General features: G+C 56.4%; 19 protein-coding genes and 1 pseudogene. 7 read left to right on the forward strand and 13 right to left on the reverse strand.

All coding sequences use genetic code 11. The features are described 5' to 3' along the window. Positions 1-223: 223 nt before the first annotated feature. Positions 224-1,168: an alpha/beta hydrolase gene (locus K5D32_RS16900; protein WP_221601157.1), complete on the forward strand. Its 945-nt coding sequence runs from the start codon at positions 224-226 to the stop codon at positions 1,166-1,168. A 40-nt stretch (positions 1,169-1,208) separates the two neighbouring features. Here K5D32_RS16900 and K5D32_RS16905 read toward each other — a convergent pair whose 3' ends face one another. The 3 genes from K5D32_RS16905 to K5D32_RS16915 all read right to left on the reverse strand — a co-directional run bounded on the left by K5D32_RS16905 (position 1,209) and on the right by K5D32_RS16915 (position 3,238). Further along, positions 1,209-1,787, reverse strand: a complete 579-nt coding sequence (locus K5D32_RS16905; protein WP_311775788.1) for a hypothetical protein — start codon at positions 1,785-1,787, stop codon at positions 1,209-1,211. 10 nt (positions 1,788-1,797) lie between these two features. Further along, positions 1,798-2,406 carry a hypothetical protein gene (locus tag K5D32_RS16910; RefSeq protein ID WP_221601159.1) on the reverse strand — a complete coding sequence of 203 codons (609 nt, stop codon included), beginning with the start codon at positions 2,404-2,406 and terminating at the stop codon, positions 1,798-1,800. A gap of 304 nt (positions 2,407-2,710) precedes the next feature. Next, positions 2,711-3,238, reverse strand: a complete 528-nt coding sequence (locus K5D32_RS16915) for a DUF3237 domain-containing protein (protein WP_221601160.1) — start codon at positions 3,236-3,238, stop codon at positions 2,711-2,713. Positions 3,239-3,529: 291 nt separating this feature from the next. Here K5D32_RS16915 and K5D32_RS16920 point away from each other — a divergent pair, with 291 nt between their 5' ends. Then, positions 3,530-3,961, forward strand: coding sequence for a nuclear transport factor 2 family protein (locus tag K5D32_RS16920; RefSeq protein ID WP_221593867.1), 432 nt, complete (start codon positions 3,530-3,532; stop codon positions 3,959-3,961). A 24-nt stretch (positions 3,962-3,985) separates the two neighbouring features. Here the strand turns inward: K5D32_RS16920 and K5D32_RS16925 are convergent, their stop codons facing one another. The 4 genes from K5D32_RS16925 to K5D32_RS16940 all read right to left on the reverse strand — a co-directional run bounded on the left by K5D32_RS16925 (position 3,986) and on the right by K5D32_RS16940 (position 7,756). Beyond that, a complete protein-coding gene (locus K5D32_RS16925) occupies positions 3,986-4,828 on the reverse strand; it encodes a CAP domain-containing protein (RefSeq protein ID WP_221601161.1) in 843 nt (280 codons plus the stop codon). A gap of 157 nt (positions 4,829-4,985) precedes the next feature. Then, the gene (locus tag K5D32_RS16930) at positions 4,986-5,801 is read right to left on the reverse strand and encodes an oxidoreductase (protein ID WP_221593865.1); all 816 of its coding nucleotides are present in this window, start codon (positions 5,799-5,801) and stop codon (positions 4,986-4,988) included. A 17-nt stretch (positions 5,802-5,818) separates the two neighbouring features. Then, entirely contained in the window at positions 5,819-6,607 is a 789-nt protein-coding gene (locus K5D32_RS16935) for an SDR family oxidoreductase (RefSeq protein WP_221601162.1), read from the reverse strand. A gap of 54 nt (positions 6,608-6,661) precedes the next feature. Then, positions 6,662-7,756: an alkene reductase gene (locus K5D32_RS16940; RefSeq protein ID WP_221601163.1), complete on the reverse strand. Its 1,095-nt coding sequence runs from the start codon at positions 7,754-7,756 to the stop codon at positions 6,662-6,664. 172 nt (positions 7,757-7,928) lie between these two features. Here K5D32_RS16940 and K5D32_RS16945 point away from each other — a divergent pair, with 172 nt between their 5' ends. Then, positions 7,929-8,486, forward strand: coding sequence for a TetR/AcrR family transcriptional regulator (locus tag K5D32_RS16945; RefSeq protein ID WP_221601164.1), 558 nt, complete (start codon positions 7,929-7,931; stop codon positions 8,484-8,486). Positions 8,487-8,496: 10 nt separating this feature from the next. Here K5D32_RS16945 and K5D32_RS16950 read toward each other — a convergent pair whose 3' ends face one another. Further along, positions 8,497-9,222, reverse strand: a complete 726-nt coding sequence (locus tag K5D32_RS16950) for a GNAT family N-acetyltransferase (protein ID WP_221601165.1) — start codon at positions 9,220-9,222, stop codon at positions 8,497-8,499. A 447-nt stretch (positions 9,223-9,669) separates the two neighbouring features. On the opposite strand from K5D32_RS16950, the gene katB reads away from it, so the two are divergent. Further along, entirely contained in the window at positions 9,670-11,175 is a 1,506-nt protein-coding gene (gene katB, locus K5D32_RS16955; RefSeq protein WP_221601166.1) for a catalase, read from the forward strand. Between the two features lie 53 nt (positions 11,176-11,228). Further along, positions 11,229-11,762: an ankyrin repeat domain-containing protein gene (locus K5D32_RS16960; protein ID WP_221578218.1), complete on the forward strand. Its 534-nt coding sequence runs from the start codon at positions 11,229-11,231 to the stop codon at positions 11,760-11,762. Positions 11,763-11,863: 101 nt separating this feature from the next. On the opposite strand, the gene K5D32_RS26310 is transcribed toward K5D32_RS16960, so the two are convergent. From K5D32_RS26310 to K5D32_RS16975, 4 genes and pseudogenes are all read right to left on the reverse strand, one after another. Further along, positions 11,864-12,931, reverse strand: a complete 1,068-nt coding sequence (locus tag K5D32_RS26310; RefSeq protein WP_409372876.1) for a methyl-accepting chemotaxis protein — start codon at positions 12,929-12,931, stop codon at positions 11,864-11,866. Between the two features lie 57 nt (positions 12,932-12,988). Beyond that, positions 12,989-13,585: pseudogene (locus tag K5D32_RS26315) on the reverse strand (MCP four helix bundle domain-containing protein); the annotation flags it as partial. A 90-nt stretch (positions 13,586-13,675) separates the two neighbouring features. Continuing rightward, the gene (locus K5D32_RS16970) at positions 13,676-15,775 is read right to left on the reverse strand and encodes a PAS domain-containing sensor histidine kinase (protein ID WP_221578216.1); all 2,100 of its coding nucleotides are present in this window, start codon (positions 15,773-15,775) and stop codon (positions 13,676-13,678) included. A 211-nt stretch (positions 15,776-15,986) separates the two neighbouring features. Then, complete coding sequence (locus tag K5D32_RS16975; RefSeq protein ID WP_221601168.1) at positions 15,987-16,205, reverse strand: DUF6434 domain-containing protein; 219 nt, start codon at positions 16,203-16,205, stop codon at positions 15,987-15,989. 163 nt (positions 16,206-16,368) lie between these two features. Between K5D32_RS16975 and K5D32_RS16980 the strand changes: the two genes are divergently transcribed. Further along, a complete protein-coding gene (locus K5D32_RS16980; protein ID WP_221601169.1) occupies positions 16,369-18,978 on the forward strand; it encodes an ATP-binding protein in 2,610 nt (869 codons plus the stop codon). Positions 18,979-19,361: 383 nt separating this feature from the next. On the opposite strand, the gene K5D32_RS16985 is transcribed toward K5D32_RS16980, so the two are convergent. Then, on the reverse strand, positions 19,362-19,544 hold the full coding sequence (locus K5D32_RS16985) for a hypothetical protein (protein WP_117166639.1): 183 nt from the start codon (positions 19,542-19,544) through the stop codon (positions 19,362-19,364). Between the two features lie 741 nt (positions 19,545-20,285). Here K5D32_RS16985 and K5D32_RS16990 point away from each other — a divergent pair. Next, positions 20,286-20,525: a DUF6124 family protein gene (locus K5D32_RS16990; RefSeq protein ID WP_221601170.1), complete on the forward strand. Its 240-nt coding sequence runs from the start codon at positions 20,286-20,288 to the stop codon at positions 20,523-20,525. The last annotated feature ends 151 nt before the right edge of the window (positions 20,526-20,676 follow it).

A 20,676-nucleotide genomic window follows, 5' to 3' on the forward strand; every position in this document is an offset into this window, starting at 1 on the left:
CTCTCGGAGAATGTGAATGACAAGCGATAGGACTCTATGCGACCCGACAGATTCCGCACCGCCGTATGACAGAATCAAGACATAAAGTCTTGCCGGACGCCACTACAAAGACTGTCGGCTCTCTGGCGAAGCAATATTCTGTAACCGATTTTCCCCACACCACCTTGCAAGGTGGCGGCAGAACCGGCATTTATTTCACTTTTGTTGATCGGACGTCGCTCTCATGCCGATATTTTCTCTTGCCCGTCTCAGGGCCCGCCGATTTACCTGGGCATGCATGGCAGCCCTCATCATCGGCTTGCCCGTCGGCTGTGCGGTACTGGAACACAAGGAGCGCGAACTGGTCTTTCGCATCGAGCCCGGCAATGCCAGCTGGTACAGCGGCCTACCTGCCGATGTGCAGGAACTGGAGCTCAATACGCCATCCTTTGGCACATCGCAGAACATCCACGCCTGGTGGTGGCCTGCAACGCGCAAGGATGCTCCGGCGATTCTGTACCTGCATGGCTCACGCTGGAACCTCACCGGCCAGTTGTTCCGCATCGAACAATTGCGGGCACTGGGCTTCTCGATTCTGGCCATCGACTACCGGGGCTTTGGCCAGAGCATGGGCCAACTGCCGTCTGAAGACACCGTCTATGAAGACGCACGGATTGCCTGGGATCGCCTCAAGCAATTGCAGCCAGACCCACAACGCCGGCTGATCTACGGCCATTCCTTGGGCGGTGCCGTGGCAGTGGACCTGGCCGCCGAACTGGGGCGTGACGCCAAAGAAGACGACACACCGACCCAGGCTCGCGGACTGATCATCGAATCCACCTTCACCAATCTGGCCGACGTGGCCGCTGCCATCGCCAATACATCACTGCCGGTACGCTGGCTGCTTTCCCAGAAGTTCGACTCGCTGGACAAGATCGCAGACATTCACATGCCGGTGCTGATCGTACACGGCACCGACGACCGCTATGTACCGGCACGTTTCAGCGAGGAGTTGTTCGAGGCGGCACAGGAGCCGAAAAACCTGTTGCTGGTGCCTGGCGGCACTCACAACAACAGCATGCGGCTGGGCAGACAGGCTTACAGCCAGGCCATCCAGACACTGCTGAAGGCGACGACATCGCCGGAACAGGCGAAGAAAGAAGAGAACAGGCAGAAGCAGGCGGGGTGAACGTTGCCGTGCCGAAATGCTTCGGCACGGCATCGATCGGTCAGATCAGGCCCTTGGCAGCGGCTTCTTCAAGAGCGCTACGTGCCAGTTGCTTGACCAGCATGTCCGTGGACTCATTGAAAGGAACCGCAAAGATCAGGAGCAACTGAACCCAGGTCGTCAATTTCTCTTGTTTACGCACCTGGCCCAGCTTCTTGCCGTCCTTGTCACGGAAGGTCAGATCAAGCGACAAGGTGTTATCAAAAGTATTGGGGATCAGGAAAAGGGTAAAACCTGTCAGAAAAGCGCCTGCCAGATTGCCTTCCTCATGATTGCGCAGCGTCGCGGTGACGTACACATCGGATGATTGCTGCTCGGTTGTAACCCCGGAAAAACGCTGGCTGTCCTTGAACTCCTGAAGCAACAGCTTTTCCAGACCTGCGATATTGGTATTTGTGTTCATCGCATTGTCGTTATGAGCATACTCGGCAAGCACTTTGAGGTAGACGGCAGGCTTTTCCTGCTTGGCCGCAGCAAGCGGCCACTGCCCTGCAGGCGTCAACTCGTGATGGGAATACGTCATGCAGCCTTGCAGGCTGAGGGAAAAAACAATAGCCAGCAACGCAAGAAACTTGTTCACGGAAATATCCTTATTCTTTCGGAAGTTGTTGAGTGGCATCTTTGAGCAGGACGTTGACCAGCTCGGTCAACTGGTGAGAACCCAGGGTCATGTTGTAATAGTCGTTATCCCAGAACCCTGTGTTTTGATCGCGCTTGAGCACCTGCCGTGAAGACGCCAGTTGCTTGCCGGTGCGATCAGTGATGCTCAGTTCACCTGCAAGATCATATGTATCGACATAGATAGGGCCGTTGACCCAGATCCAGACCGTCAATGTCAGCAAGGCACCGGGGAAGTAGCCTGGGTGTGGCGCACGCTTGCCTTTGAGAGACGTGAAGTTGAACGTCAGCTCGACATCCTTTTCGCCCACCTTGGCCGGGAAGACGATCATTTTCTGAAAGAACTCGCCTCGCTCGATGTAGGTATTGATCTGGCTGGTCAATTGAACGCCGATATTACGGCGTACGTCGGCTTTGATGCTCTCATCCGAAACCTGTACGTCCTTGACCGAGGCCCCCACAGGCAAGGTGTGTTCAGCCACTTCGATGGGAGGGGCAATCGGGCCGGCAGGCGTGAAGGAGACACACCCCGTCATCATCAGCCCCACGAAGCCGATCACGGCGCACTGCAACTTATTCATTTAACGAACATCCTTGAGATGTAGCCGAAAAGCGCCATCTGACCTTGAGAAAGTAAGGCATGCCACAGGCTATCGCCTGACCGCGGCACGCAAAGATGGCTACGTGCCATCTAGGGCGGCGATTGTAACCACTCCGTATCAGGCTTGCTAATCAATTGATGCTGCGAGAAAAGGTGCGACAGCGGGATGCGAAGGGAGAGGAAGAAGCTTTACGGGGCGATGCTTACGCCAGGCACATTCATATAAGCATCTCGGGGACAGTCACAAAACCAACGCTGCGACCCTGGAGCGGCCATTCTGCACTTCAATACTTGATTCGATAAATACTCAACAAGGTTTCATTGGCATATATATATTCCACCTTGCCGATAAAGGCGCTGTGCTCCAGCCAGTCATTGGGCCCCATGGCGACCTGGAATCGCGGAGTGCTGGTACATTCATAATGCCCTGCAGTAACCGGCCATACACCGTCCTGAATTTCCTGCTGACCGGTTTCATCCAGAACAAGCACGCCTTCATTGATGACGTTGATCAACTCACCCAGGTCTGTGCGCAAGGTAAAACGTGCATTCAGGCGGGCAACTTCGCCAGAGTTCTCGATAAAGAAATCGGAACCGCCCGGCAGCACCACGCCTTGAAATTGCTGGCCGAAGAACTCACCGCCCACAATGGAAGTGTTACTGCGAAGACCGTCACTGCATATGCCCAGAAACGTCGGGGCATCGGTGCGTAGTGTGATAGTGAGAACCTTTTCCAACAAAGGAACCTTTGTTGTTGCTGTCAGGGCGCGCTCGGTTCTCTTGCGAGAGTCGTTAAAGTCAATGACATTCATATATACCTCTCGCCTTGTCCATGTGCATAAATCAGCACATGTCATCATTACATTTTCAAGTCATTCAACTATCAGGAATTTACCAAGTTTCGGCTCATCCCAGTTTGGTTGTCAAGATAATTGTACTGCCCAGTTTACTTAATATGATAAGGGTCACATTAACGATCCGGACAACAAATCCTTGCCATCCTTCTAAAAAAGACTAAGTTGTACGATGACGGATGAGCACTGGAGGTACGCTCGCCAGGCCGATCGTCCGCCCTACTCTAACTACAAAAAAAGGACCTGTTCATGAAAAAGCTCAAACTGCTTGTGGGTTTTCTGTGTCTCTTCAGCGGGCTGGTATCCGCCGCGCCCTCATCCGATGAAAACGATGTGGCGGCTGCCGTGGACAAGCTGACCCAGGCCATGTGGCACAAGGATATCGGGCAACTCAAGGCGCTGACCGCAGACAACCTCTCCTACGGCCACTCCAGCGGTAATATCCAGGACAAGCAGGCATTCATTGCCGACATCGAAACCGGGAAAAGCGCTTTCAACGAGCTTAAAATGCTCAATCAGAAAATCATTCTGTCCGGCGATGTCGCCCTGGTCCGCAATCACTTCTCGGCTCAAGCGGTGAACAGCGGCAAAGTGGTGCCGACTGAAATCGAGAACTTCCAGATCTGGCAGAAACAGAACGGCCAATGGCTGTTGATTGGCAGACAAGCGTTCCGTTTCTGATTCAGGCCATACAGACGGCTGTGTTCATTGCGAACCGAACATGGCCGTCCAGTAAATCCCCGCATCGCTCTTGGGATCGATGGCATAGGCGGCGCCCAACTCCCGGAAGCCCGGATTCATCAGATTGGCGCAATGGCCGGGGCTGGCAAGCCAGCCATCGACCACTTTGCGTGTCGTGTCCTGGCCAGCGGCGATGTTTTCGCCGATCTGCTGGGCGATGTAACCGGCAAGCTCCGCCCGATCGCCCGGCGTACTGCCGTCGCGGCCCTTGTGATCGAAGAAACTGTTATTGGCCATGGACCGTGTATGCCCTTCGGCCGCCGTCGCCAACGTGGCGTTCCAGGTCAGCGGCGTCGTGGCATTGAAAGCCTGGGTGCCACACTGACGTGGCTGGTTCCGGGCCGTGTTGATCAGCTCAAGCAGCTTTTGACCTTCAGCCTGCCAGTCACCCAAACGCGCAGCCAGCAGCGAGCGCGCCAGTACGATGCGCCATTCTCGCCCTTCACGGCTCACACCGATATCGACGAATTGCGGGTCCAGCACCACCTGGCAAAAACTTTCCTGCACCGCTTTCATTGCAGATTGCGCATCCCGAGGCCCGGACAGGCTGATGGCCTGCACCGTGACCATCGGATAGGACGCACGCGCCAGCGCCTGCTGCAAATCGCCCGAGCCGGTGGCAGGCAATACCAGACGCGAATCGCTGACCAGTGGAGGCAGTTCCATGGAAACCTGCCCGGCACAGCGCTGGACCTGGCTGCGATAGAGATTGATCGACTCTGCCAGTTGCGTTTCTTCGGTGGCCAGCGCATCGAAGGAAGACAACGACACCGCAGCAACAAGGAAAAGGGATGACAAGACGCGCATGAAAGAGCCTACCTTTGGACCGGATCTGCACATGATGCGCGATTTGCCTGGCAAATTGCACTCTGCCGGAGGCTAGAGTCACTGGCCGCGACTTCAGTGTGCCGTCGCGGCCAAGACCCCTCCTATATTAATCAGCAGGCCAGACTACAAGAACAGTTCAGGCATCCAGTTGCAGGTTCTTGCGAATCCCCGCATCCAGCACACTCGCTGGCGCGAACCGACGCAAGAACTGCAACTGCCTTGCGGCCTTGCCCGCTGTGTAGCGAAGCCTGGGCCGCTCGGCACTCGCCGCCTGCAACACGACATCGGCCACGATTGAAGGATCGTCGGCGTTCGCCATCGCTTGCTGGACCACCTTCGTGACATGCGCACGAATCGACTCATACTCCTTGAGCTTTGCATCCGGCTCAATGTTATTCGCCTCGAACTGCGTCCTGGTATAAGCAGGCTCGATGACCGAGACTCTGACCCCACGGGTACGCAATTCGTGATCCAGTGCTTGCGAGTAACCGGCCACTGCATGCTTGCTGGCGCAGTAAAGCGCGACATAAGGTACCGAAACAGCACCCAGAATCGAGCCGATATTGATGATCCGGCCACTGCCCCGCTCAAGCATGTGCGGCACAACGGCACGTGTCATGCGCACAATGCCCAGAAAGTTCGTATCGAAGAGGGCCTTGGCCTGCTCGATGGAGCTTTCCTGCGCGGCCGCTGGGGCAATCCCGAAGCCAGCGTTATTGACCAGCAGATCAATACGCCCTTCCAGCTTCAGCAACTCGCTGACCGCCGCATCGACGGATTCGTCGTCAGTCACGTCCAGCGCCAGTAACGGAAAACGCCGCTGACCTGCCTGACCACCCCGCCGGCTCGTGCCATAAACCGTGTAGCCCGCCGCCAGGAGTTTGTGAGCCGTGGCTTCGCCGATACCTGAAGAAGCGCCTGTAACGAGCGCCACTGGTTTGTTGGTTCTCATGAAAGCTCCTTCAGTGCTTACAAAACGGTCTGATAACGCTCGGCAGCATGCGCCTGCCGGATGTCCGACAGCAGCGCTTGTCGCGTAGCGTCCAGAGCGTCCCAACGGGCGGCGTCCTGCAATGGCGGAATGGTCACCAGCTCACGCAGATCAAAACCGACCAGAGCGGCGTCCACCAACTCGCCTACATCCATCACTTCGGACAGCGTATTGATGTCGATGCCCGCACGCTCCCAGATCTCGGTGCGGGTTGCGGCCGGGAGAACGGCCTGTACATAAATGCCTTTGGGGCCGAGTTCCAGATTCAGGCCTTGGGAAAGGAACAACACGAAAGCCTTGGTCGCACCATAAACCGACATGCCGAACTCCGGTGCCAGACCTACCACCGAGCCGATATTGACGATGGAACCTTCACCCGCCTGCACCAGACGCGGGGCAATGGCATTGGCGAGCCTGGCCAGAGCCGTCGTATTCAATGCAACCAGTCGCGTGACATCTTCGGAGGTCTGTTCGAGGAAGCCACCGGACTGAGCTATCCCGGCATTATTGATGAGGATGCCGATTTGGGGGTCATCGCGCAGACGTGTCTCAACGCTAACCAAATCCTCGGAGCGAGTGAGATCAGCCTGAAGGACATCGATGTCGACGTTGTGTTCTTTGCGAAGACGCGCTGCCAGGGTTTCCAGTCGCGCCTTGTCGCGGGCAATCAGTACGAGATTGTGGCCACGACTCGCGAAACGCTGGGCGTAGGTCGCGCCGATGCCAGAAGAAGCGCCGGTGATGAGGACTGTCGAAAAGCTGGTCATAAGGTTGCTCTCTTGATGGGGTGAAGGCCACGTCAGTCCGTGGCCTTGCCAGCGTTACTGCGCGTGAGAATCTGCGAAGGTCGGGTAGTCGATATAGCCATCTGCGCCGCCGCCATAAATCGTGCCCGGATCGATTGCAGCCAGAGGCGCCCCGCTGCTCAATCGCTCGACCAGATCCGGGTTGGCAATGAACGGGCGCCCGAAGGCAAACAGGTCGGCCTTGTTCTGGTTGAGCCGGGAAGTGGCGAGGTCCAGGTCATAGCCGTTATTGGCGATGTAGGTGTTCTTGAAGCGCCGACGCAGGGAGTCGAAGTCGAATGGCGCAACGTCACGCGGCCCGCCGGTCGCACCCTCGACAACATGGATATAAGCAATACCCAATGCGTCGAGTTGATCGACGATGTAATCGAACTGGGCCTGCGGATCGCTGCTTGAAACCCCATTGGCGGGCGAAACCGGCGAAATGCGAATGCCGGTACGTTCAGCGCCGATCTCGGCAACCACCGCCGCGGTCACTTCCAGCAGCAGACGCGCACGATTTTCGATGGAGCCTCCATAGGCATCGGTGCGTACGTTGGCACCGTCCTTGGCGAACTGATCCAGCAGATAGCCATTGGCACCGTGAATCTCGACGCCGTCGAAACCAGCGGCGATAGCGTTTGCTGCGGCCTGACGGAAATCGTTGACGATGCCTGGCAGCTCGTTGAGCTTCAGAGCCCGAGGCTCGGAAGCATCCACAAAGCTGTTGTTGACGAAGATTTTGGTTTCGGCACGGATGGCAGAGGGCGCAACTGGCGCAGCACCGTTCTTCTGCAGATCGACGTGGGAAACACGCCCGACATGCCACAACTGCAGGAAGATTTTCCCGCCCTTCGCATGGACAGCATCAGTGACCTTGAGCCAGCCGTCGATCTGCGCCTGCGAGTAAATGCCGGGCGTATCCTGATAGCCCTGCCCTTGCTGCGAGATTTGCGCAGCCTCTGAAATCAGCAAACCCGCCGACGCCCGCTGGCTGTAGTAAGTCGCGGCGAACTCACTTGGCACAAACCCGGCACCCGCACGATTGCGCGTCAACGGCGCCAGAACGATCCGGTTGGAGAGTGTCAGGGAACCCAGGGTGTAAGGCGCGAACAACGTGTTGTCGGTCATATCGTCTTGTTTCCACATCGATTGGAGGTCGTTGCCGAAGGAGCAGCGTCGGCTTCTGCAGCAGGCTTGGCGATAATGATGACGTTCATAATCTTAATCGTCAATGGTTTTGATGATGACCAACATCAATGTATAGTGAGCACCTGAGCGTCAGCACAAAAGGCACGTGGATATGAGAGTCAGCAAAGCGCAGGCACAGGCGAATCGGGCACACATCGTCGAGACGGCGTCGGAACTGTTTCGTGAACGGGGTTATGACGGCGTGGGCGTCGCCGATCTGATGGCGGCTGCCGGCTTTACCCATGGCGGGTTCTACAAACACTTCGGCTCCAAGGCCGACCTGATGGCAGAAGCCGCCGCAAGCAGTTTTGCCAAGAGCGTGACCAATAGCGAAAACCTCAGCGTTGAAGAGTTCTTCACGCATTACCTGTCCCGCAAGCACCGCGATGCGAGAGACGTTGGCTGCACGATGGCCGCGCTCTGCGGGGATGCAGCGCGTCAATCCCAAGAGGTCAAGGCGACGTTCGCCGAAGGGATCGAGAACATGCTCGAACTGGCGAGCTCTGCAAGCCCGGACGCGGGCGACGCGGATCAACAGCGGGCCAGGATAATCAGCATGCTGGCCCATGCAGTCGGCGCAATCGTGTTGTCACGCGCCTGCCCGGATGACGCGCCGTTGGCGGATGAGATTATCGAGGCTTGTCGAGCGCAGATACTTGGGCAGGACTAGGTTGTTTCACTCAACCCACTAACACCGGTCCACGCCCGCCATTGCGCAAAGCCCCCTCACCCAGGCGCTCCACTACCAGCGCGGTAGCGTGACGGGTCATCTCGTCCAGATGCCGATCGCGCTTTTTCTCGGCGTCCACCATGGCCCTCTTCCCGTGCTGCTTGAGCAGGTACGCATGAATCTGCTGCACTTCCACTGAGCGATAGATGGGTGCGACATCCAGCACGGCCAGCAGCCCATCCGTGCCATGGTCCCGAGTGTTCATGATGACTTGAGGGCCTCGCGCGCCAATCACCTGAAACCCCAGCGACTCGAAACACGGCACCTTGCCAGCAACACAGCAGAGTTCCGCGTGAGGGTAACGGCCAAGCATTTTCTGCAACATGCTCTGTGCGATACCACGGCGGCGATGGCTTTCCCGTACGGCCATATATGCCACGGCACAGGCCTGAGGATCATCCTTGACCGGCAGATACAGAGTAAAGCCGGTCACGATGGAAGGATCCTGCTCATCCAGCGCCACGATCAGCTCGACCGGAATGCCTTTGGAACCGTCCATGGCATCCAGGTAGAGATGGACTTCAAACCCGATGCCATATTGATAAAGGTTGTAGAGCGGGTTGCTCGGGGCAATGGCAACCATGCTGATGTCAGTGACGTAATCGACCACCATCTGCAGAATCTGGCTTTTGATGGCTTCGGGAGGTGTGGCTTCAAGCAGGGTGACAATGGACATCAAGCGTGTGGCTCCGGGGCTTACTCATGACAATGTGGCAGCACCATCATAACGCGCCAGAGCCTGAAGCACGGAAGGAATAAAAATGCCTACCCTGAAGCAAGGCTTTGAAAAAGTTTGATCGCTACCGTTTCAAAGAAGATAACTCGATATTCCCGACAAAAGCACAGTCATGCCCGAAAGCACACTTGCCCGACATACAGATAGCCACTATCTTAACATCATCGCAAAAAGAGAAACTTCAAGAAACATATTAACAGCGACATACAAATAACATTTCTCATCTACGCTTCATTGTGTCCCCCTTATGTACGTCACCCACATTTATCTCAATCGCCCCGATAAATTTTTACGATTACAGATAAATACTCATCCGCCTAGGATAAGTGCGCTGAATACAAAAATATGAGGGATTCAAAAATGCCGTTTTTAAACTGGTCAGGTCAAATGCTGCGTTTGACTGCTGTCGGCTTAATGGTTATTCCGACCGCTTATGCAGCCGATACATTAACCCGCGACAATGGTGCCCCCGTGGGCGATAACCAGAACTCACAGACTGCCGGCCCTCAAGGGCCTACGCTGTTGCAGGATGTGCAGTTGCTGCAGAAACTCCAGCGTTTCGATCGCGAGCGCATTCCTGAGCGCGTGGTTCACGCCCGTGGTACAGGGGTTCGTGGCGAGTTCACCGCTTCGGCTGACATCAGCGACCTGAGCAAGGCCAAGGTGTTCAAGTCGGGTACAGCGACCCCGGTTTTCGTGCGTTTCTCTTCCGTCGTGCATGGCAACCATTCGCCTGAAACATTGCGCGACCCCCACGGTTTCGCTACCAAGTTTTATACCGCCGATGGTAACTGGGACCTGGTCGGTAATAACTTTCCGACCTTCTTTATTCGCGACGCTATCAAGTTCCCCGATATGGTTCATGCCTTCAAGCCTGATCCTAGAACCAATCTGGGTAACGACTCCCGCCGCTTCGACTTTTTTTCCCACGTCCCTGAAGCCACTCGCACTCTGACATTGCTGTATTCCAACGAAGGGACCCCAGCCGGTTATCGCTTCATGGACGGCAATGGCGTACACGCCTACAAACTGGTGAATGCCAAGGGCGAAGTCCACTACGTGAAGTTCCACTGGAAATCACTGCAAGGCATCAAGAACCTCGATCCGGCACAAGCGGCTCAAGTGCAGTCCAAGGACTTCAGCCACCTGACCAACGATCTGGTCAGCGCGATCAAAAAAGGCGACTTCCCGAAATGGGATCTCTACATTCAGGTGCTCAAACCTGCTGATCTCGCAAAATTCGAGTTCGATCCGCTCGATGCCACCAAGATCTGGCCTGATGTTCCTGAGCGCAAGATCGGTCAGATGGTCCTGAACAAGAACGTCGATAACTTCTTCCAGGAGACCGAGCAGGTCGCCATGGCTCCGGCCAACCTGGTCCCGGGTATCGAGCCTTCCGAAGACCGCCTGCTGCAAGGCCGTGTGTTCTCCTATGCCGATACGCAGATGTATCGCCTGGGCGCCAATGGCCTGAGCCTGCCGGTCAACCAGCCGAAGGTTCCGGTCAACAACGGCAACCAGGATGGCGCAATGAACACTGGCCACACCACCAGTGGCGTCAACTACGAGCCAAGTCGTCTGAGCCCGCGTCCGTCCGATACTCAGGCACGCTACAGCCAGTCGCCCGTAAGCGGCAACACCCAGCAGGCGAAGATCACCCGCGAGCAGAACTTCAAGCAAGCAGGCGATCTGTATCGTTCCTACAACACCAAGGAGAAGAGCGATCTGGTCCAGAGCTTTGGCGAGTCGCTGGCTGACACCGACACCGAAAGCAAGAACATCGTGCTCTCGTTCCTCTACAAGGCTGATCCAGACTACGGCACTCGGGTAACCGAAGTGGCCAAGGGTGATCTGGCCAAGGTCAAGTCCCTGGCTGCAAACCTCAAAGACTGATCAAGTCGATAGCCGGCCCCGCAAGGGGCTGGCTGTTTTTCAGGAGAACGCCCATGCGAACCTTACTTTTCGGGTTGGTGCTGTTTGCCGCAGTCGCTCAGGCAGAAACACCTTCGGACCAGACAACCAACCAGTTACGCACTCTGTTTTTCGACGCTTCCCGCGAGGGAAACAGCGAGATGATGACAACCTTCATCGACGCTCACTACGACCTGAATGTTCAGGATGAGAAAGGCTACACGGGGTTGATTCTGGCGGCCTATCACGGCCACGAACAACTCGTTACCCAATTGATAGATGCCGGTGCGGATCCCTGCACCAAAGACAAACGCGGCAATACCGCCTTGATGGGCGCCATTTTCAAGGGCGAGCTGAGTATCGCCAAACGCCTGGTCGAAGCCCATTGCGCGCCCGACCAACGCAATAACGCCGGCCAGACGGCTTCGATGTATGCCGCGCTGTTCCAGCGCACCGAAATTCTGCAGGCCCTGGCAGCCAAAGGCGCCGACCTGAGCCTTCGCGACAGCATGGGCAATGATGTGAACAACCTGGCCAAAGGCGAGTTTCAGGCACCGCCCGTGCAGTAATGCGCGTAGGAGCGAATTCATTCGCGAGAGGCCCGTACATCCGAAGAAAATGTATCGCCTTCAATGACGCCTCGCGAATGAATTCGCTCCTACCGAACGGGTTACGCCACCTTGAAAAACGCCACTTTCCCGGTCAACCGATCAGCCAGTTCCGCCAGCTCTTCACTGGAACTCGCGACTTCCCGTGACCCGGCGGCCGACTCAAGGGTCGAGCTGTGGATGCGGTTGATGTTCTGTGCAACATCATCCGCCACGGCATTCTGCTGAATCGAGGCGCTGGCGATCTGGGCGTTCATGCCATTGATGGCACCGACCTCTTCGCGAATCCGGCTCAATGCCGCCTGGGCATCACGGGTCTGCTCGACAGTCGTGCGGGCCAGTTCACAGCTCTGTTGCATGATCCGCGTCGCGCCTTGAGTGCCGCCCTGAAGCTTGCTGATCATCTCGCGGATTTCCTGGGTGGACTCCTGAGTACGTGTCGCCAGAGAGCGCACTTCATCGGCCACTACCGCAAAACCGCGACCATACTCGCCGGCGCGAGCAGCCTCGATGGCCGCGTTGAGCGCCAGCAGATTGGTTTGCGCGGCAATGGAGTTGATCACCTCGATCACTGTTTCGATGTTCTCACTGTCCTTGGAAACCTGATCCACCGTCTGAGTGGCCTGCTCCAGAATGGTCGCCAGTTCCTGAATGGTCGTGGCAGCCTCCCCAACCATGCGGTGACCACTTTCGACCTGAACGTCGGCAACCTTGGTCGCTTCGGAAGCCTGGGAGGCATAGCCCGACACCTGGCTGACCGAACCCGCCATCTGATTGATGGCCGTCGCGATATGCTGGGCTTCATTGGTTTGCAGGCTGATCTGGCGATTGTTATCGGCCGAGGTGGACAACAGTCGCACCGAAGAATCGGTTACATGGGCCGCCGCAGCTCGTACTTCACTGATGGTCTGTGACAGGTTGCCCAGAGTGTTTTTCAAGGTGCCCATGACACTATTGGGGTAATCCGACTCGATCTTCTGATTCAGATCGCCACCCGCCAGCCGACGAATCACTTCGGCAACCTCTGCAGGCTCAGCGCCCAGCGTGGACCTCACAGAGCGAATGATCGTCATAGACACACCGATGCTGAGCAACACCGCGATCGTGGTCGCAATCACCATCAGCAACATGAAGCCGCCAGCGGCTGCCTGCACCTTATCGAGCAGGCCCTTGATCTGCGCTTCTTCATGATCGATCAGCGCATTGATGCGCTTGAGCCATTCGCTGTAATCGGCAGACGTCTGGGCCAGCAACATGGCTTGCGCACCCGCCACGTCGTTGTTGCGACGCAACTCCAGCACCTTGTCCGTCGAGGCCAATGCCTTGCGCTCGATATCCTTGATGTCCTGCAGCAAACGTTTCTCTTCGCTGGAAACGTTCCTTTTCTCATTGAACAGGCGATCCATCGGTTCAGACGAATCATCATAGTCCTTGCGCAGGCGCACGATCTCGTTCAGATGACGATTGAGGTCCTGATCGCTATTGACCAGCACGGCATCGCGAATGGAAATGGCGCGGTTGTGCACACTGCCACGGAAGTTGATGGCATAACGCTGGATCAGCGCAGAATTGTCGCTGACATACTTCAAGGTATCGTCAATAAACCCGACACGCTGAATACCCACAGCGGTCACCAGCACCAACAAGGACAACACAGACGCAAAGCCCAAGCCGATGCGTTTGGCCAATGAAACGGGTTTACTCATGACACACCCCAGCGAGAGTGAAAGTTGGCAGACTGCATAGCCAGTGGCTATCAGTGAGTGCAATCTACTCCCACTCATGCTATGGGCACAATTGAATCTGGAGTTATTACTCCATAAATATTCTTAATGCAGGAAAAGGCCCGGCTACGCGAGGGATCGACGGGTTACTCAGTCTTCCAGATTGAGCATTTCATGGATGCGGCTGGCAAAGGCTTCCATGGTGAATGGCTTGGTCAACACCCACATGCCCGGCTCCAGATGGCCGTTACCGATAATCGCGTTTTCCGCATAACCAGTGATGAACATCACTTTCAGATCAGGCCGAAGAATGCGTGCCGCGTCGGCGAGTTGCCGGCCATTCATGCCACCGGGCAAGCCGACATCGGTCACCAGCAAGTCCACACGCATATCGGTGCTCAACAGTTCCAGCGCCGTCGCCCCTTCTCCGGCTTCGACTGATCTATAGCCATGATCTTCGATCACTTCACTGACCAGCATGCGAATGGTGGGCTCGTCATCAACGATCATGATCGTCTGGGTAGACTCGGCACGGATGTTTTCTGCAGGCTCCAACTCCGGATCACATAACTCCTCGGGCGCGCCCTGGTAATGCCGGGGCAGATAGAGGCACATAGTCGTGCCCTGATCCTTTTCCGAATAGATACGCACCTGGCCACCGGACTGCCGCACGAAGCCATAGACCATCGACAGCCCGAGCCCCGTGCCCTGCCCCAGCGGCTTGGTGGTGAAAAACGGATCGAAAGCGCGGTTGATCACTTCCGGTGTCATGCCGGTACCGGTGTCGGTGACACACAGGGAAAGATATTGCCCCGGTGGCATATCCCGCGCCACACAAGCACGCTCGTCGATCCACTTATTAGCGGTTTCAATGGTGATGCGACCGCCTCCAGGCATCGCATCGCGGGCATTGATGCACAGGTTCAGCAGGGCATTTTCCAGTTGAGGCGCGTCGATAAAAGTCGACCACAGCCCGACTGCCGTCACCACTTCCACCGTAATATGCGGCCCCACGGAACGACGAATCAGCTCTTCCATACCGATCACCAGTCGATTGATATCAACTGGCTTGGGATCAAGGGTCTGACGTCGTGAAAAGGCCAGCAGACGATGAGTGAGCGACGCCGCACGCTTGGAAGCATCACGGGCAGCGGCAACATAACGATCAATCTCGTTATAGCGCCCCTGGCTCAGGCGCGCCTTGAGCAGTTCCAGCGAACCGGTGATGCCCGTCAGCAGATTGTTGAAATCGTGAGCGATGCCACCCGTAAGCTGGCCGACGGCCTCCATTTTCTGCGACTGGCGCAAGGCTTCTTCGGCCTGACTCAGACGCGCCTGCTCCTGAAGACGCTCACTCACGTCATAGGCAAACAGATAGGCACCGATCCGCTCACCATCGACATTAAGCAGGTTGCTGTAGCGAATTTCATAGTGCCGGGTATCGTCCGCAGAATCGCAAAAACTGGTGACCTCGACAAACTCCTCCCCTGCCAGCGCCCGATCCCAGAAACCGCGAATGACCGCCTGGCTGTCAGGCCGATGCTTGAGCAACTCAAGCATGTTGTCGCCAACCTTGGGCGTGACACCGAACAGACGCTGAAACTCTCGCTCGGCAGAAGCGTTGATCGCCAGCCAGCGGTAATCGGGACCGATGACATGAATGAACGCATTGGTCCCGTTGACCACATCCGAGAGCACCTTACGCTCGGTAACCGCCTCGATGATGCGAGCTTCCAGCGTCTCGTTCAGTTGCCGCAAGGCCTCTTCGGCACGCTTGCGCTCAGTGATGTCCTGAAACAGCACCGCCACCTGATTGCGACTGGCCGGCTCGATACGAAAGGCCGTCAGCGCCAGATAACGCCCGGTCGCCACCAGCTCCCGCTCAAAGCGGATCGGCTCACCGGTGCGCAGCACCTTGCCATAGAACTCGACCCAGCCATCGGCCTCTTCGTGAACCATTTCACGAAGCTTCTGCCCGACGACATTGGGAATACCGGCATGAAAGGCATAGGCCGGATTGGCCTCGATATGGATGTAGTCACTCAAAGGCCCGTGCGGACCATCGAAAAACTCAATGATGCAGAAACCTTCATCCATGGCATTGAACAGGAAACGGTAGCGCTCCTGAGAAGACGCCAACTCCAGCTCGGCTTTCTGCCTGTTGGTACACAGCTGATCTTTGAGGCTCAGGTTTTCCTGTTCAAGCGCCTTCAACTGGCTTTTCAGGCTTTCAATATCGGTCGGAGTCAATGCTGCTGTACCTGGAGGTATTGATTACGCTGTTTCACATTCCGCAGAAATGCATGCACACGCTACGAGAAAAAACGGCTGCTGCCAAAAAATAGTGGCGCTTTGAAATCATTAGAGCACTGAGACCTCAGCAAATTCCATCGTAACCGGCTAAAAGAGCGCCAGATGACAAAAAATATCCAAACAGGTGTACGAAAGGCAAAAGAATATCCTAACGAGGTAACCCCTGATGCCTGCGCAACCATTCATCTACCAGGTCGCCCATGGTCTTCGCACTGCCATCGATGATCCAGGCCATGAATGATCGGTCGAATTTGAAATCAGGGCCGCAGTGATCGGTCATGAAACGGCGGACGTTCTGGGTGTTTTTGTAGGTTGAGGTGATGGGGGTGGATTGGGTGATCGGGTCGGAGTGCCAGTTGAAGGGCATGGGGGTTGGCCTGTACCGCCATGGTGATGCTTGATAGTCGCTTTTCTGAGAGACTGAAATCCGCCCATGCCGAAAAGAGAGAGTCGCGCCACGCCCTCTCATTCGCCACCTTCAATTTGAACCAGACCGCGGAAGAAGACTCTGTGGCCGTTTGGAGTTCCGCTTGCTTACTGTCCCCAAGGATCCAATCGGTGATGAACGCTTATCTCATGTGCTCAATGCCAGTGAGCGGCTTGCCAGCGCAGCATCGGTAGACGAGGTCGTCGCCGTTTTGAGGGACACGGCGCGCGCCACGGTAGGTGCTGAGGGCGTTGCGGTGGTCATCGAAAATGAAGGCCGCTGTTCTTATGTGGCTGAAGATGCGGTCTCTCCCCTTTGGCAAGGCCAGAGCTTCCCGATCGAGCACTGTATTTCAGGCTGGGCGATGCGCCACCGCGAAACGGTTGCGATCCGTGACGTTCGGCTCGACCCGCGTATCCCGCAGGACGCTTACGCGCCGACCTTTGTCCGCAGCCTCGTGATGGTGCCCATCGGTAAACCTGTTCCGATCTCGGCGCTTGGCGCTTACTGGTCAGAGGTTCAGGATCACGCCCCTGATACGATCAAACGACTGGAAAGTCTGGCGCGACTGGCAACGATCGCTATTGAGAATGCGCGCCTGACCCAAGCGCGCAATCGCGGGGCTGCACTTGGAGCTGCACAGAACCGTATCCTGGAGCTGGCTGTACAAGAAACAGCCCTGAACGTCACGCTGGATGCGATCGTCCGCGAGGTGGAAGCGCTATCCATATCTGGTTTCCTGGGAAGCATCTTGCTCCTGAATGAGGACGGGAAGCACCTGGAGCATTGCGCGGGGCCAAGCCTGCCCTACGCCTACAATGACGCAGTCAAAGACATTGCCGTCGAGCCGAGCGCTATAACGGCAGTGACTGACATCACGAACAACCCAGGCTGGGCTGACTTCCGGGATCTGGCCGTCGGGCAAGGTCTGCACGCCTGCTGGTCAATCCCGATCCGTTCGGCGCAAGCCACCCTGCTCGGCGCTTTCGTTCTTTACCACCATGAGCTGCGCGACCCGTTGCCAGCGGATATGGAAATCATCGACTTCGTGGCTCATACGGTCGGGCTGATCGTGCATCGTACACGAGCGGATTCCGCGATCCGTATCAGCGAGTCGAGATTACGCCTTGCCGTTGACCACGCCGATGTGGGTTTCTGGGACGTGGATTTCGTTAATGACAAGCTGATTTGGCCGTCACAGACTAAAGCGATGTTCGGCATCTCGGCTGACGTGACGGTCACGCTGCAAGACTTCTATGAGGGTTTGCATCCCGAGGATCGTGAAGCGACGATCGCAGCCTTCATGGCGGCGGCTGACCCAGAGCTTCGTGCGCTCTACGAAGTCGACTACCGCACGATCGGACGGGAGGACGGCATCGTCCGCTGGGTTGCAGCCAAGGGTCGGGGCGTGTTCGATAAGGCCGGTCTCTGTTTGCGCGTGACCGGCACCGCAATCGAAATCACCGCCCGCAAGGCGGCCGAGGAGGAGTTGAGGGAGCTCAATGACACCCTTGAAGTGCGAATTGCTCAGGCCATCGCCGAACGGGAAGAAGTCCAGAAGGCGCTGCGCCAGAGCCAGAAGATGGAAGCGATGGGGCAGCTTACCGGTGGCGTCGCACATGACTTCAATAACCTGCTCACCCCGATCGTTGGCACGCTTGACCTGCTCCAGCGACGAAGCGTGGGTGGCGAACGAGAGCAACGGCTCATCTCAGGCGCAATGCAATCGGCGGAACGTGCAAAGACGTTAGTGCAAAGACTGCTTGCCTTCGCTCGCCGTCAACCGCTTCAAACGGTTCCGGTCGATGTGGCCCGATTGGTGAACGATATGGGCGATCTGGTGGCCAGCACGACAGGCCCGCAAATCAAGGTGATCGTCGATACTCCGCAGAATCTGCCCGCTGCCATCGCAGATCAGAACCAGCTCGAGATGGCCCTTCTCAATCTCTCCGTAAACGCACGTGACGCAATGCTTCAGGGGGGAACGATGCGCATATCTGCCAGCACGTCGCTGGTCGGCAGTGGGCACCGTTCAAAGCTCCCGCCAGGCGAGTACCTGTGCCTGTCTGTCGTGGACACTGGCATTGGCATGGACGCCGCAACACTCGCCCGCGCAGTGGAACCATTCTTTTCCACCAAGGGTGTCGGCAAAGGGACAGGTCTCGGTCTTTCGATGGTGCATGGGCTGGCATCACAGTTGAACGGAGCACTCACGATTCAAAGCTCGCCCGGTTTCGGAACGAACGTCGAGCTGTGGTTGCCGCGCAGTACGACCGAGCCGGTAGTGGCCTTGCGGATTGTCGAGGCGTCGGAGCCGCGATTGACGCGCGGGATCGCGCTGTTGGTCGATGATGAAGAACTGGTACGCGCAAGCACCTCGTACATGCTGACCGAGTTGGGCTACAGCGTGATCGAGGCCGCGTCAGGCGAAGAGGCCATGCAGTTGATGGCCCACGGGGAGCCATTTGACCTGCTCGTCACCGACCATCTCATGCCTGGCATCAGTGGGACCGATCTGGCCAGAGTGGTTCAGCGCTCCAGGCCCGAGACCGCGATCCTGCTCGTCTCCGGCTATGCGGAACGTGAGGGCCTTGATCCAGACCTGCCGCGGCTCACCAAGCCGTTTCGCAAGAGCGAGCTCGCAGCAAGCCTTTCCCCACTCCGAGGCGAATTCCCGAGCGATGATCCTGAGGCCAAGGTCGTGACGCCCTGATCTGCGTCAGGGTATGGGTGACAGTGCCAGTAATCGCCGGGGCGCGTCTTGCTGCCAATGACTGGTCTTCCGGCAACCTCTCGACTGTCGGAAGGCTGTTCTACCAGGTAATGGCGGTCAGGTACTGCCTGGGAGGCAGCTTGCTAGCGACTTCAGTGTACAGACGTAGAATATCTGTCGGTTTTCAGGCCTTTTCGCCAGTAGGTTATTGAGCGTACGTTTCTCACCTTAGTTGGCTCTCGATAGGTACGATTCTCACCATCCACATACGAACAGGCTGATAATTCTGCGAGGGCGTTGAATGTTTTACAACGCCCCGCTTATTGCTTGGTCAAGGATTTTATTGCATCTGTCTTAACGAGTACAAAACCCCCTCTACTAGATCAACCATCGCCGCCACCTCCACAAGCAATCAACTCTATGAGCCCCATTTGGTACCACTTGTTCTGGCAACTCCAGCCGTGTTCAAAAGTAAAGGCACTTGCGGTACCGCTAAACGCGAGCCCCACTGAAAGGGCGAGCGCCGTTCCAATTGTCAAACGTGCTTTCTTCAGTCTGTTTTTCATGGAGACTTCCTCTATCACTCGGTTGCTGTACGGTCTAGCAGGTGAAAGGGCGGCGATTGTCAAAACCAGCCGCTATTCCTGTGGCAAAGCTGCCACTTTTGCTTTATCGAACTGCATCTGAACAAAGACAGCGGAGGAGTGGTTAATACTGAAACAACGTTGATTCAGCGAAGCACACGCCTCAGGTCCATTTGATTACGGAGAGCCAGCGGTATCAATAGTACAAGTGAGCTATTTACTCGTCCTGAAGAGACACTACATATTCCACGGAAAAAGGCTGCCGATCCGCACTGACGCGCCGAAAACGACAGGCTGTTTCTGGCCGATTACTACCTCGTCGCCAAAAGGTCAGCGAGTTGAAACATCGACAACTTCACCATCCCAGACGCTTCCACCAAAGACAATCTGTACTACACCACCCCCAACCAAATACGACTTTTCCCTTTCTCTCGAACGAAATTTCCTAGAAAATCCCACCCCCTTGCGCCCACCCAGTCAGGCCACTAATGTGCGTCGGTCGCTGCATCGCAGTGATCGGGTTTAGTAGCCTGGGTCGTTGGTCGCATGGTGTCACCCTACAGTCAGTGAAATATTTCACTGCACTTTATGGTGGCTGTGCGTAGGGCATCTTCGGATGCGCCGGATCCTAACGCCCGGTCTACTAACCTTCGCACAGCCGCCGCCTTTATCGTTTAGTAGCGAGAACTGGCAGCATCCCCCATAGCGTTAGGAGTCTCCAACATGCTCAATGCCGAACCCGCTTTACCTCTTGATCGCCCTTCCCTTTCCAGCCCGAACACCACCCTTGAACAATCCCTGAGCTATGCCTCAGAACTGCTCAGTTGCGCTGCCGCCACCGCTTATGAAAGCAGTGACCATTTGAGTGGGACGCAGCGGCATCTGGCACTTTCCGTTATGCATCTGGTGGAAATGGCCAGGACCGTGGTTGATCGCTCCCTGAACGGGATTGAAGTGCACTGAAATCAATTTGTGGAAGGCAGCTTGCTGGCGACTTCAGTTTATAGGCGCAGAATATCTGCCGGTTTTTCCCAATGCTGGCATCGAAAAAGTCTACCTGTACCCCAAGCCTGTCGACTTCCGAAAATCCATTGATGGCCTGGCTGCGCTGGTC

Source organism: Pseudomonas cichorii (assembly GCF_019719005.1).
Classification (GTDB): Bacteria; Pseudomonadota; Gammaproteobacteria; order Pseudomonadales; family Pseudomonadaceae; genus Aquipseudomonas; species Aquipseudomonas cichorii_E.

Excerpts from the sequence above, each read along its gene's own strand:
- K5D32_RS16900 (WP_221601157.1), top strand. The coding sequence starts at position 224 with ATGCCGATATTTTCTCTTGCCCGTCTCAGGGCCCGCCGATTTACCTGG.
- K5D32_RS16910 (WP_221601159.1), bottom strand. The coding sequence starts at position 2,406 with ATGAATAAGTTGCAGTGCGCCGTGATCGGCTTCGTGGGGCTGATGATG.
- K5D32_RS16915 (WP_221601160.1), bottom strand. The coding sequence starts at position 3,238 with ATGAATGTCATTGACTTTAACGACTCTCGCAAGAGAACCGAGCGCGCC.
- K5D32_RS16920 (WP_221593867.1), top strand. The coding sequence starts at position 3,530 with ATGAAAAAGCTCAAACTGCTTGTGGGTTTTCTGTGTCTCTTCAGCGGG.
- K5D32_RS16925 (WP_221601161.1), bottom strand. The coding sequence starts at position 4,828 with ATGCGCGTCTTGTCATCCCTTTTCCTTGTTGCTGCGGTGTCGTTGTCT.
- K5D32_RS16930 (WP_221593865.1), bottom strand. The coding sequence starts at position 5,801 with ATGAGAACCAACAAACCAGTGGCGCTCGTTACAGGCGCTTCTTCAGGT.
- K5D32_RS16935 (WP_221601162.1), bottom strand. The coding sequence starts at position 6,607 with ATGACCAGCTTTTCGACAGTCCTCATCACCGGCGCTTCTTCTGGCATC.
- K5D32_RS16940 (WP_221601163.1), bottom strand. The coding sequence starts at position 7,756 with ATGACCGACAACACGTTGTTCGCGCCTTACACCCTGGGTTCCCTGACA.
- K5D32_RS16945 (WP_221601164.1), top strand. The coding sequence starts at position 7,929 with ATGAGAGTCAGCAAAGCGCAGGCACAGGCGAATCGGGCACACATCGTC.
- K5D32_RS16950 (WP_221601165.1), bottom strand. The coding sequence starts at position 9,222 with ATGTCCATTGTCACCCTGCTTGAAGCCACACCTCCCGAAGCCATCAAA.
- katB (WP_221601166.1), top strand. The coding sequence starts at position 9,670 with ATGCTGCGTTTGACTGCTGTCGGCTTAATGGTTATTCCGACCGCTTAT.
- K5D32_RS16960 (WP_221578218.1), top strand. The coding sequence starts at position 11,229 with ATGCGAACCTTACTTTTCGGGTTGGTGCTGTTTGCCGCAGTCGCTCAG.
- K5D32_RS26310 (WP_409372876.1), bottom strand. The coding sequence starts at position 12,931 with ATGTTGCTGATGGTGATTGCGACCACGATCGCGGTGTTGCTCAGCATC.
- K5D32_RS16975 (WP_221601168.1), bottom strand. The coding sequence starts at position 16,205 with ATGCCCTTCAACTGGCACTCCGACCCGATCACCCAATCCACCCCCATC.
- K5D32_RS16985 (WP_117166639.1), bottom strand. The coding sequence starts at position 19,544 with ATGAAAAACAGACTGAAGAAAGCACGTTTGACAATTGGAACGGCGCTC.
- K5D32_RS16990 (WP_221601170.1), top strand. The coding sequence starts at position 20,286 with ATGCTCAATGCCGAACCCGCTTTACCTCTTGATCGCCCTTCCCTTTCC.